Genomic DNA, 13,535 nt, shown 5'->3' with positions numbered 1-13,535 from the left:
ATTGCAATTAATGAAGCAGGGCGTACTTTATGTGCGTTCTGCTTTTTTTTATGGAAGTAAGTTGAAGTCTGCAGTTGTTAGTAGCTACTAGTATAAAGTTTAATATGCTATCACTCAAAAAATTAATTATCACTGTTTGTAATTGTAGTCGCTTTTTAATCATTTAGCAGGTTATTCTCAATGATGAGGATCGTTACTTGCACAAATTCCACCTTCCGAGGCTATGTTAATTAAGTGACGTTGTAAGTACAGTTTGGATACGAAGGCCGTTTCAGACCCATTGATGTTTATACATGATACTTCATAAAAGGACGCAAATTGTTCGTAACATTACAAGATAACAACTGCCTTCCTGCGCGGCTTATCGCTGCCTGGAGCTTAGAATTAACATTTACAAAACGTAAAGCGCGAAACACTTTACGTTGCAATCAAATAAAACGATCCTAGTTTAATTTTACCTATAGTACTGAAACCGCTTGTTGTGCATCTTTTGAATGATAAAACACTGTTGACAGAACCAAACAGTTTCAGTACTTTCGATTTGCGTTCAAACTCTAAACCATCACTATTCACTTGAAGTACAAAATATTCTATTCTTATCAGTCCGATATTGACAAAGATATCAATGAAAATTTTATTGGCAGAGCACTGAAAGAGGCCGCCGCCATTAAGCTTTGCCAGCTAGATATAGTCAAGGGTTTTGAGGATAAAATTACATGAGTAAGGAAACAGCACAGCAAGCCGGCGAGATACTGATCCGCAAATTCAGAGATCAATTTCTTCACGGAAACAAAGAAGCGATTTATACAGCCGTGTCGGAACTTATCAAGGTTCAAGGAAAGATTGATCAGGAGCTCAGACAAGAGTTTGTTAACTTAGCATCGAACAGATGGCCGGTAGCGGAAGAGGATATTGAGCGAATCAGTGCAATTTTGTCCGAGCATGACGGGAAAAGCCCCATGGAACAGCTATCGCTTTACGTGATTATGGCGCCATACGAACTTGTAAAAACAAACAATGGCTATCAAGATAAGTCAGAGGAAAAAGCAAGACGATTCGCGCGGGAAATAAATTTAAATACGCTTGTTTCTGAAAATGCACTTACCATACTGCAATCGGGCGAGCAGCGGCAAACATATAATTTTGGTGAAGAAATCGGACGAATATCCGGCCCAAGCATTGATTTTATCAAAGCTGTCGTTCAGTCCCTTGCTGATATTGAAGAACAAAAACAAAATCCAGCGTTCGTTCTTGGTTTTTTAGCAGGCACTGCAGATGATACATTCATACGGGAAACCATTGACCTGCTTCTGCAACACCATAATACCGAAAGGCACGCGGTACGTGCCGGCCGGTACTTGAAAGTTATGTTGACAGATCTCCTCAAATATGAAAACGTACTGTTAAGATCTCCGGAAACAATTCAGAATTTACAGTACATCCATGCTGAAGCTTTACCGTTAAATGAGTTTGAATCCTATATCCGTTGGCTGGTGAAGCTCGGAGAACAGGGGTATTGGCAGGCTTTGGACACCATACACTTGGCCCTTTACCGAAATGAAGAACGTTGGCATGAGCTTAAAGCTATCGTCCGTGAACTTGTGTCCGGCGCAAATATCATCTCATTCGATGCAGGTGTGCTCATCAAGCATACCTATGAGACGATTGCACTTCGGCTGGTTAAGGAAGATAACGACAGCGTACTTTCTGCATACCTCGCGGAAGGCGCTGTACAAACATTTTCATCTCATTTTTTTCGTTCGGAAAGTTTGATCGAGAACCTTCTGGTTAATTTGCTGGAGTATCAATGGGATACGGTGTGGCCGATCCTTGGACACTACTTGCTTGAAGGTGATATACAAATCGCTGATCAACTCATCGAAGTGTTAAAATCATTCCGGCGATACGACGAAGAAAAATTACTGCAGTGGGCACAGGAAAATAAACCAGAGGGTCCCCGCCGTTTGGCTGCATTTGTAGAATTCGAGCGTAGCGATGAAGAGGGTAATGTCACCTTGACTCCGATAATCATTAGCTTGCTGAATTTTTACGGAGCGGATGAACGTCTACTCAGCGAATTATCGTCACGTTTACATACATTTTCATCGGTCGGCAGCGCTATGCCAATATTTGAGCGCCGTAAAAGATTAGCTGAATCATTGCTGACCCATCCGGTTGATGAAGTGAAAGATTTTGCTAAAAGAGAAATTGGATATTTCGAAAATGATATCGAAAGAGAAAAGCGATTTATTGAGAATTTTGGTTTAGGCGAGTTTTAAGAGCCCAAAATTATTTACTTCTGAATGTCTTATATAAAAAATCTCACTACACTTCGCCGGAAGCTGGCGGGCGATCAGCTTTCGCTATTAGTTGGTTCCGGCTTCAGTAAAAATGTTAGCCCATTATTTTTAACCTGGGACGAGTTACTGCATGACCTGGTATGTGAGTTATATAAAGACGAGATTGGCGTGGCATTTGACCAGCATTGTCTCCATACACCGCGGTACCGCCGTCTATTGCGTCAGGAGTTTGTTCGGGATAAAGCTAAAGCAATTTTGCGAGCTGAAGGATACCTGCAGGTTGTATCAAAGTTCATTTCAATAAAGGGTTACGCTGAATCGATAGCGGGGTATATTGAAGAACGGACACCGCAAATCATAAAAAAGCACGACGAATTGTATTTGTTAAGCCGTGGGGCGACGAAGATGTTGCCCAGGGAACAGCTGGCTTTACACCTTGAGATCATCAATTTGCCATGGAACAATATCTACACGACCAATTACGATGAGTTGCTGGATGTTTGTATTGACCCTGACATCATTCCGGAATTGCAGCATAAAATAATGATGGTGGAGCGTGAACTTGATGATGTTGACAAAGAGATCATCTTGGTTCGAAAAGCGCTTGAAGCACTTAAAAATGATGAAGGAGCAGAGAATAGTGCCGCTGCGATTCTGGTGGACGCGCACACCCGTGAAAACCCGAAACGCAATGTTTCGCAAGAGCGGTTCGACTTAGGCCATAGACTGCAGGAACTTGGCACACGAAAAGAGGAGAAAGAGAAACAGGTTCGCGACTTGGAACGGTCGGTCAACGAAAGTTACCGTGTAGTCACACACGCAGCAGATTTAAAACTCAAACGAAACCGGAATATTGTAAAGTTACACGGCTCACTGCGCACCAAAGCCCAAAAAGAGTCGCATTATTTCGAATTCGATGGCGATTTTAAAACACAATATATTATCGCGGCAGAACACTATAACGATTACCCGGTGAAACATGAGGCTTTTACACAACTCATGCGCCTTTCGCTGCTGCAGGAGTCATTCTGCCTGATCGGTTTTTCTGGCGTAGACCCCAATTTTCTTGCATGGATTGGCTGGGTCCGGGATATCCTGCAAAAGCAGGCCGCTAAACCGGAAGGTCAGCGTGAATATAAGATATACCTCATCGACGTCAACAATACTCCTGACACTGTGGATAAACGGCTGTTTTATGAAAATCACAGTATTATCCGGATACCTATCCGGGAGCCTGAGATACTAAAGTTTATCGCACCGCCTGGTACAGACACGGATAGCGTAGATCCGCGAGCAGCAATAGGTTATTTCCTGGCCTATTTATCCGGTGATTACGATATACGTCCCATCGTTCCTCTCAAAGATCTTTCGGCTGAGCAAGACCGCAGGCGGGCTTGGACTGACCTGCATTTTAAAGACTCTTCGTTCGGCTTTGAAATAGCGTCAATCAAAAAGACCGTCAGTAAACTGGAAAAATTACGTGGCAAGGTGCTACTACCCGACATTAACCACGCTTATAGCCGAAATCAGCATGAAGTGCTGAGGTACGCGCGCAGCAAGTGGCCGTCCGAGCCAGAAGATACGCCGGAAATTGAACAACTTAGCCGGCTGGTGCTTTACGCGCTGCAGGACTATTTTGTTCCCATACGAGAAGTGCTTCCGCAAGAAGTTATTGATGCGCTGCTACGGCAACCCGCTACGGCGCCGGGCACAAAGCAACTTTTGTACCGGTATGACGCGCTTACAGGCATTGCGGTTCTGCACGACGGGCCAGAATATGAGCAGGTATTGTATTTGGCATACACATTACAGTTCGACAAGTTGCGATCTGCGTTGGACGCATGGCAACCTCAGGGCCGGCAAGTCCTGCAAAAAGCTGGTTTTATGGCCGTCTTTGATTTGGGTGCTGCGTCAGCGTTGTTGACGGAAGAATTGGAGAACGGTGACCGGATCAACGGCGAGGAACGGTTGTATGCCTATGAAATGCTTTCCCATTTCAAGCTTACCAGGAACTGGCATCGGGATAAGAAATTGGACAGGATCACTGAAGCGTATGAACAAAGCGGCTTTCGACCGCTTAGGGCCAATTACAAATATTTGCAAAGTGAAATTGTCCCCAAAGACGAAAAAATAACGCCTTATGGCAAAGGACGCTTCTCTACCGGAAGCTCAGTCCATTTCATCACCTTTACGGCGCAGGAGATGTCCTCACAATATCTGGGGCTATTAGCTGAACTGGGTAACCAAATGGCTTTGAGAGGCGTTTACCTTCAAAGTCCTAAGGATTTTTACCCGGTTTTTAAATTGTCCTTCGAACGTTATCCATTTCCTTGCCTATATCACTGCATACAACACCAGGATACGGACTTTTTAAAAAGGATCGGTCAGGATTATGCGGCCAGCGAAATATTGCGTGAGCAGCGTCCACGGCTTTGTCAAACCCTTTTTGCTGCGTTAAAGACCGCGCCTGTCTATTTACATGATCATATCCGCTATGTGCTTTCCGAGTTGCTGATCGCTGTCAAACCCGCATTTTGGGAGAACTCATTTTTAGACCTGTGGAAAGCATTGGTATTAAGCGGTGAAGCCTTTAAGGAACGGGATCGCGCAGAAAATGCCTTCTTTACTACCGCTATAAAGCATCTGCGCAACCGAGATTCTTTTGTAGTTATCATTCGCGACTGTCTTGAACACATTTTGTCAGGCAAATCCAAAATTCCGATAGACTATTTATTTTACTTGAACTCGAATGCGTTTTATAAACATTTGCGTAACAAAAAACAGGTTGGACAGCAACTCCATGAACTAATTGAGGTGCTAATAGATGAATTAACGGCTAAGGTGGACAGCCATTTATTTGCACTTGGAAATTTATACCGATTACTGACACCGGAGCAGCATAGCAAGATCAGCGCCGCTTTACAACTAGTAGACTACAGCACGGTACGCAATGTGCGGGTTTGGCGGATCATTTTACATTTCGTGAAGCCGGAGCGAAACCTTATGAAACGTATCCGTCAGGCGCTTTTGTCCCATTACGCGCTATGGTACACCGGCATCGAAGGAACTACCATATCTGGCGGAATAGAAAGTATCGATGTTAGTGCATTGACAAAAGGCCCTGAAAATGCAAAAGGTATCACCTGGACTGCAGGTGATTTAGACTTGCTGTACAAAAAGATCAAAGATAGCCTTCGACTCATTAAAAATGTAGGAGACAGGCCGCTGGTATTTAACTCCTTCGCTAATGTACTCGAAGATATGATCGCATTTATGAGACTGCACCGGCATAAGCTAGGAGGTAAAGCCGACTATGCAGAGGTAATGCAGCTGGCTTCAGCTCTTTTTGATGAGCAGCGCGAATATAAATCGCTTACCGAAGGCTTGCTCAGCGCAGATAGTTCAGCGGTCATTTGGGCGCTTAGCGAAGTAAGCCGAGCGTTGCAAGCAGGTCAGTTTGATCCGCAACATATCATCATCATTATTAACAAAGCCTTACTGCAGCAGCAACCAGGGCTGGAAGCATCGTTGAATTATCTGGCACACTGGGGCAGTAATACCATGCTACAAAAGCAGTTTGAATTATTTGCGCCCTGGTATATCCTTTTGCTGGAAAAATACCTTGATAAAATGCCGGACAATGTGGACGTACCTTATGTTCAGGAACGCCTGGTGATGATGGCGCTGCAATTACAAAAATGGGGGACGGAGCACGCAGTTGTAGAGGAATGGCTTTTGAAAGCCAAATTATCTGACTTCAATAATGTTCAGCAGTTACTTATGCGCTGATTCAAATCCTTATCTTGGTACCATGCCGGTTTATAACCCTTTGTTCACAAACGAATTTCTCAGCGATCGTCTCGCTTCTTTTGAACTTTCATCGGTCGTCAATATTGATACTATCCGTGAGACAATTACCAATCTCATCGGATCTTTGAACAACAAAAAATTCGATTACATGAAAGAGGAGGCGTTGAAATCCCGCTTTTTAATGGAGTTTTTTGGCAATGTCTTAGGTTTTAGCTATAAAAATACAGATAAATGGTTATTCGATGAGGAGGTCAAGTCCTTAACGGATGGTACGAAATCGGATGGGGCTTTAGGGCTTTTTTACATCACTGATAGTGGTATAGCGAGAGAGGTGCGGCTGGTCATCGAATTAAAAAATACAAAAACTGAATTGGATGGACCGCAACAGGATCGTCAGCAAAAGATAACACCGGTGGAACAGGCTATGCTATATGGTTCAAAAACCGGGGGCAACTGTCAGTGGGTTGTTGTAACAAACATAAAAGAGATTCGTTTTTACCGGGCAAACGACCAAACGCGATACCAGCGCTTTTTGCTTAATGAACTGATCAATGAAGATACACTTAGGGAGCTGCTCTATCTGTTTCACCGGGATCGCTTTTTCACCGGAGGGGTCTCGGCTACTGATGGACTATACCGACTTGTTCGTAAGGCATCAACAGGAAAAGAACGTTACAAACAACACATTGTCGACCAATTATATCAGTGCTTAAAAAGATTTGACCAGTTATCTTATATCGACCCTAGACGGATTGCGAATATGAAACCGTTCAATATACTGGATGAACATGTCTGGCATTACACCGATGGGCACCTGTTTACATTGAACCCGGCTATATATGATTTGCTTAATGCTGTTGAAGTAAGCAACGGCGAGGTAAACATTACTACGGACTATGAGGCAATGTTGAAAGAAGCAGTCGTTATCGAATATAAGAAAAAGATCGAGTATGTACTTGATAAACTTTACGATGCGCAGGTCACGCACTTTTCGGCACTTGCCGATCTCGAAGCCGAAAAGGTAAAAAACAAGGGTGTTATTGGTTTCAGTTACCGGAGTATCATGGCCTTGAACGATAAAAATAGCGTTACCTTGCAGCTTAGCCGGCAGACCAAGAAAGACTGTAATTGTTTGCTTTGTATTTATCATTCACTTGATTTTAAGAGACTGATCCGCAAGGTAGCGCAGATGGAAGACGAGCCGAAGGCAAATAGGCTGGAATTGGCTTATGGTCATTATCTGCTGGGCACGGATAACTATCAAAAAGCGTTTAAAATTTACAGGGAAATAGAAGCTGATGCTAAAGGAGACGATAAACGGCTATTCGAATATTTTTTGGCCAAGTATAACCTGTTGTATCTGCACAACCTTTTTTTTACAGACGAAGAATATCAAGGTAACAGGCACTATGCACGATCCGTCGATCTGGACAGGGTGATCAGCGATGAGTTGGACCTGTTTATAAATGACGAGGTTCGGAAAGTAATGCTGGAAATCAAAGAAAACAAGGTCATAGAAGATGCCATCAAAAAAGTGCGAGGTTTATCCAAAGAAATAAAAACGGTCCGGCGCGCTTTAGCTAAAGGCACAGTTTATCATGCTGTTCCGAATTATGCACGCCAACTACTTTGGGTCTATCGACACGTGTATGCCCATACACAGAGAAACTATTTGATATATGATGCATACACAATTTACCGCGACCTGTCTGCGGATGTTTTTAAAGGTATGCTCGTTAGCTATCGAACTCCAAACCATGGTATCAGTTCGTTCAACAGTTTTGCGCTAACAGAAGCTATCCTGCTTGTCGAACCGAAGAGATTACAGGAAATGCTGTGCGGGATAAAAACGCTGGATTTACCGGCCGAAGATACGGAAACGATGATTGCCCGGGCAGCAGCGTTCTTTAGTTCTTACTTTAAAAATAATCTTTTTGGTGACCCGCACATTGATGAGCTCATCGAAAAACAGCTCGTCAATTTTCTTTTTTGCGACAAATACACCGATATATTCAGTAACCTGTGCACGATCTTACGTTGTCTTGAACCGACGGAAGACCAATTCAGACCGGTGGCAACCGCATTAATCGGATTTATCAAGGTTGATGGGAGGCTTGCCTGGTGGGATATCGAGCAACTGGGCTTGCTTTTACAGACAAAAGGACATTTGTTTGGCCGGGAGCGCTTGCTCGACTTGCTTTACTTCGCTTTAGAACACCATCGTGAAGGGCAAACTAACAAGTATGAAAGCCTGATACAGCAGGCCGCTAAGAGTCTCGGAAAGTTTTACCCGGATTATAAATTTGATGATAAACACCTGATCAAACGCGCTATCCTGAATTGTCGGTCACGTAATGGACACATTGATCTTAAACCTCTTATACCATTGTGGCAAAATTCCGGCCCGCAAGTGAGGCAATTGCTAACAGAGGCTTTCGAAGATGCCCTCGATGAAGATTTTGATGAGTATTTATATGACCGGTTACTGAAAAAGAAAGTGCTTCCAATTGACCGGAAACATTATTTGGATCACTTAACCGCGCTAGTCGAGCGGCAAAAAGGTTCAGGATATCTGGGCATTGTAGATGGTCTTCCTAAGTTTGCCGATACTACGGCTTATAGTTTTTTGCTGATTCCTTATGTGCTGGATATGGAATTCAATGACGTAAGGCTAAGGCAATTGACAAGGCTTTCCCCGTTTGAAGAATGGTTGTCAAATCCGTATCAATTTGACTATGCTATTTTCGACCCTTATTGGTTGCTTGCCGCCAATAGCCCATATATATTGAACAGGCTGAAAGGACACGAAAAGATTCGAATAAAACTGGAGCATGTTTTAAAAGAAAAATATAATAAAGAGTTGGCCAAGTATTATTTTGCATATTTTGTATAACTTATATTTAATAGTTTAACCCGACTTAATATAATCATCAATTTTTCAATTAGCTCGGCTACAAATATCATTAGCTTAAAGCAAACCAAATCTTTGATTTAACTGATTCAATACATTAGTAAGAAATTAATGGTTTTACGAAATCTTCCGGTTATTGATTATATTATTAAATAATTATAACTTTGATAAGTCAATGTAGATGAGGTTGTTGAAAAAAAAGTGTTACATATGGTGTGACTTCTTTTTTTAATGCTATAAATAACTGCAAATCAACTGGTTAGGAAAGTGGTTCGAATCCCTCCCTCACCGCTGATTAGATGATCAAACCATGCAAAAGCCGCTAAATCGTATGATTTAGCGGCTTTTTTGTTCTTTACACTACACAATTCATGCAAAAAAAGGCAATATGAAAGTGAGTCATTCGTGTAGTTACCCCTCACGTTAAAAAAGACTCACTGAAAGTGATGTAAACATTGTATAACAGAATGTTCATAAATTGAACATCTTGATTCATAACGACTGCTTTTCGACATTTGTTAACCCTTTAATTGAAGTATTAATCGCTTCCGGCACGCTTTCGGCCACAATCCGGCCGCCCGATTCTATGAAAGCGAAGATCCCATCTAATTTGGATTTTGATACCGGCAATATGTCTGGAAGACAGACATTAATTACATGAAGCAGCCGGAAATTTATCGTGTGGGTAAAAGCGAACAAGGCGTATTGATCTGCGAACCCTATAACTTCTGGGAGTTGTAGAAATCTGCTCATGCGGTCATTGTCTTTTAACAACAACGCGGCATAAAGACTATGACAATGTATATAGGCACCATTAGTGCTTATTATACATCTATCTATGAACGAATCAATTTAACAGGTCGTCAAAGCTGCCCGCATGGGTGACGTTGATGCTTTAAAAAGCCTGATAACTGCTGATACCAACCCGAAATATTAAAATTATCTATATAAATATATAAAACCTATGGAATTAGTAGATAAAGTTATATATTCGCTTCCGTTATCACACAAGCACGACAATGGAAAAATTTTTACATACAGCAAATTCTAAAATGTTGAATATTGGCTTCAATATTAACTGCTGCTGTACTTGTTGCTGTTGTTAACCTTACCTCAGCGAAATTCTGAATATCCCAACTGATTTCGGGGAACCTAAAAAATCTTAAATAATTCGGTAGGGCGGTACACAGGCACCGCACCAAATCTTCTGCAAAAAAGGAGGGTATGGGATAAGAACTATATAAAACTATCATCAAAGACAACAAAGGAGATGCGTAAGGCATCCCCTTAGGAATAATTAAATCAGAATGAGACAGGCAGTCAATTGGCGTTGCACCTGAATCATAACATATAATTAAACATTGTAAAAGTATGCAAAAAATGCACAATGCAAAGCTGCCCGGCACGGGTGTTTTGCTAAACCTTGCGCTGCCTGCTACAGCAGGCGGGAGCATTTATAGGCTGTTATTAAATCTACGAACATTATTTTTTATTGTCGCCGCGGCACTTTTTTTACCGCTGCAATTATCGGCACAAACCACGCCGCTTATTAATTCCAAACTTACTGGTAAGGTGGTTGATGCTAAAACAAAAGAACCGCTTCCGGGCGCTACAGTTGCTATACAGGGTACAACGCATTCGGTTGCTACCGACGGTAACGGGCATTTTAACTTCGTAACTGGTCAAAAATTTCCTTACACGCTGGTTGTTTCATTCATCGGTTATAAAACACAGACGCTGATAGCTAACGGCGAAACGCTTGAAGTGGGCCTTGAAGCATCGGCCAGTCAGTTGAATGATGTGGTGGTAGTTGGTTACGGTACCCAACAGCGCCGTGACGTGGTGAGTGCCGTTACAAAAATCGACCCCTCTGCCACTAAAAACATCCCTGAAGCCAGCTTTGATGCGCAATTGCAAGGCAAAGCTTCAGGTGTTCAAATAAACTCCAACATCGGTGTACCTGGGTCAGACCTTTACATACGCGTCCGTGGCGCGACTTCTATTAATGCGTCAAACAGTCCGCTTTATGTAATTGACGGGGTGTTTGTGAACAATAAATCGCTGCAAGGTATATTTCAGGACAGGGCAACCTCGCCATTGGCTGACATTAACCCGGCTGATATTCAAAGTATTGAGATACTTAAAGATGCTTCAGCCATTGCTATTTACGGTTCGCGCGGTGCAAACGGTGTGATCATCGTCACCACCAAAAAAGGTAACTACGGACAAAAAACCAAGATAGAGTTCAACGCGTCTGAAGGTTTTGCCAACGCGCCGGGCGAAAGGGTTTGGAAAACCACCACCGGTCCCGAGCATGCTTTACTGGTAAATGAATATAGCCGCAACATGGGCAAACCGGAACCTTTCAGAGCGAAGGATGTAATTGTGAACGGTGTTGCCGGTCGTGGCCTGCCCGAAGAGCAACCCACTTACGATCGTATGAGCTACCTCAACCGCACTGCAGCCTTGCGCGACTATAATATCGCGGTAAGCGGCGGGTCAGAACGTACACGCTTTTACCTGGGCGGTGGTTATACCAAGCAGGAATCGATATGGAAACCTATGGGTTTTGAGCGTCAAAGCTTAAAAATTAACCTCGACCATAAGATAAGCGAAAGGGTAACTATTGGTACTACTAATACATTAAGCCGCAGCTATCGTGACCAGGCACGTCCTGCAAACGGAGGTAATGGTACGTTGTTACAAGCATCATTAAATATACCCACTTATTTGCCAATATTTGATGAAGCCGGCCAGCCGCTGCGTTGGGTAAACTTTGATAATATAGCCACGCTTACCAGTACGGTAAATTTGTGGTCAACCAGTTTGCATTACATCGGCAATACATTTATTGATATCGATGTAGCGAAACACCTGAAATTCCGCTCAAGCTTTTCAGTTGATTACAATAATTATGACGAAAACGAATACTGGCAAAAAAATACTATTTTGGGTAATGCCGGTGGTAAGGGCAGCCAAAGTGTTACCGCGCTGGCCACGCTGATAAATGAGCAGACCTTAAACTATAGCAACAAATTTGGCGACCATAGCCTGAATGTGCTGGTAGGGAACACCATACAAAGTTCAACCGTTAGAAATGTTAGCGCTACCGGCTCTAACTTTCCGAGTGATGCGTACACGCAGATATCATCGGCCGCCATACAAACAGCTTCGCAATACAATAATGCCAGCAGATTGGCTTCATTTTTTGGTAGGGTAGGATATGACTACGCTAAGAAATACTACGTGGAGTTTACGGCCCGTGCCGATGGTTCATCAAAATTTGCTAAAAAGTGGGGTTATTTTCCGGGTGTAGGGGTATCATGGCGTATAAATGAAGAGAACTTTTTGAAGGATGTTAAGCAGATAAGCAACTTCAAGTTAAGGGCAAGCTACGGATCGGTAGGTAATCAGGAAGGAATAAATGATTTTGCTTCGCGCGGCTTATGGAGCGGCGGTTACAGTTATCCGGACGGTGTAGGCAGTAACGAAAATCCGGGCATTGGCCCTTATCAATTGGCCAATAATAACTTAACCTGGGAGCGTACCACACAATTCAGCACAGGTATCGATCTGGGCTTGTTTAACGATAACCTGGCTATCGAGTTTAACTATTATGATAAGAAAACTACAGACCTGCTATTATTAAGGCCATTGGCTGCAATAACCGGTTACCCATCATACACAAGCAATTTTGCGCAAATAAGCAATAAAGGTTTTGAATTGTCTATCAATTCAACAAATATTAAAACCAGCAGCTTTACCTGGCGAACCGACTTTAATATATCAAAAAACAAGAATAATGTTGACAAGATCGCAGCCGATATTCCTTTTGCCGGCCGCGATTTGATACGCATACAACAGGGTAAAGAACTTTACTCATACTGGCTTTATAAACAATTGCGCGTAAATCCTGAAACCGGGGACGCTGAATTTGAAGATGTGAACGGCGACGGTAAAATAACTGCCGACGACCGCCAGATAGTAGGCAGCGTATGGCCTAAATTTTTCGGTGGTTTCACTAATAATTTTACTTACAAAGGTATCGATCTGAACATATTTTTTACTTACTCATTTGGAAACAAAGTATGGAACCACAACCGCATGCTGGGCGAAACAGGTGGTACGCTGGATGCCAACCGGGTATTATTGGCTTCGCAGCTTGACAGGTGGACAACTCCCGGCCAAATAACTGATGTGCCAAGGTTAACTGATGCCAATTACTCAAGGCAGGAAAACAGCCGCTTTTTAGAAGACGGCTCATATGTCAGATTGCGCTCTGTAACGTTTGGCTATACTTTTCCATCACATATCACCTCAAAAATCGGGATTCAAAAACTGCGTGTGTTTGCCAGCGGCACCAATTTGCTGCTATTCACCAACTACTCAGGTGCCGATCCCGAATCAAACATCGGCCAGGACAACATCCAGGGGTATGATTATGGTGTGCCGCCGCAGCCGCGCGCGTTCCAGTTCGGTTTAAATCTAACCCTGTAAATTACTAATTGATATCG

General features: G+C 42.9%; 5 protein-coding genes. All 5 read left to right on the top strand.

Going from position 1 to position 13,535, the window contains the following annotated elements; translation table 11 throughout:
• The first annotated feature begins 716 nt into the window (after positions 1 to 716).
• The 5 genes from ABD960_RS09315 (at position 717) to ABD960_RS09295 (ending at position 13,518) form a co-directional block, all read left to right on the top strand.
• Positions 717 to 2,279, top strand: coding sequence for a hypothetical protein (locus ABD960_RS09315; RefSeq protein ID WP_345330879.1), 1,563 nt, complete (start codon positions 717 to 719; stop codon positions 2,277 to 2,279).
• A 24-nt stretch (positions 2,280 to 2,303) separates the two neighbouring features.
• Positions 2,304 to 6,089, top strand: coding sequence for an SIR2 family protein (locus tag ABD960_RS09310; RefSeq protein WP_345330878.1), 3,786 nt, complete (start codon positions 2,304 to 2,306; stop codon positions 6,087 to 6,089).
• Between the two features lie 22 nt (positions 6,090 to 6,111).
• Entirely contained in the window at positions 6,112 to 9,003 is a 2,892-nt protein-coding gene (locus tag ABD960_RS09305) for a hypothetical protein (protein ID WP_345330877.1), read from the top strand.
• A gap of 675 nt (positions 9,004 to 9,678) precedes the next feature.
• Positions 9,679 to 9,762 (top strand): DUF4385 family protein, encoded by an 84-nt coding sequence (locus ABD960_RS09300; protein WP_425563479.1) that lies wholly within the window; start codon positions 9,679 to 9,681, stop codon positions 9,760 to 9,762.
• Positions 9,763 to 10,392: 630 nt separating this feature from the next.
• Positions 10,393 to 13,518: a SusC/RagA family TonB-linked outer membrane protein gene (locus ABD960_RS09295; RefSeq protein ID WP_345330876.1), complete on the top strand. Its 3,126-nt coding sequence runs from the start codon at positions 10,393 to 10,395 to the stop codon at positions 13,516 to 13,518.
• Positions 13,519 to 13,535 lie beyond the last annotated feature (17 nt).

The organism is Mucilaginibacter defluvii, assembly GCF_039543225.1.
Taxonomy (GTDB): domain Bacteria; phylum Bacteroidota; class Bacteroidia; order Sphingobacteriales; family Sphingobacteriaceae; genus Mucilaginibacter; species Mucilaginibacter defluvii.
The sequence above is the reverse complement of the archived record's forward strand: the minus strand, read 5'-3'. Positions and strand labels throughout refer to the sequence as shown.

Coding starts and splice junctions, on each gene's coding strand:
- ABD960_RS09315 (WP_345330879.1), top strand. CDS start 717: ATGAGTAAGGAAACAGCACAGCAAGCCGGCGAGATACTGATCCGCAAA.
- ABD960_RS09310 (WP_345330878.1), top strand. CDS start 2,304: ATGTCTTATATAAAAAATCTCACTACACTTCGCCGGAAGCTGGCGGGC.
- ABD960_RS09300 (WP_425563479.1), top strand. CDS start 9,679: ATGAAGCAGCCGGAAATTTATCGTGTGGGTAAAAGCGAACAAGGCGTA.
- ABD960_RS09305 (WP_345330877.1), top strand. CDS start 6,112: ATGCCGGTTTATAACCCTTTGTTCACAAACGAATTTCTCAGCGATCGT.
- ABD960_RS09295 (WP_345330876.1), top strand. CDS start 10,393: ATGCAAAAAATGCACAATGCAAAGCTGCCCGGCACGGGTGTTTTGCTA.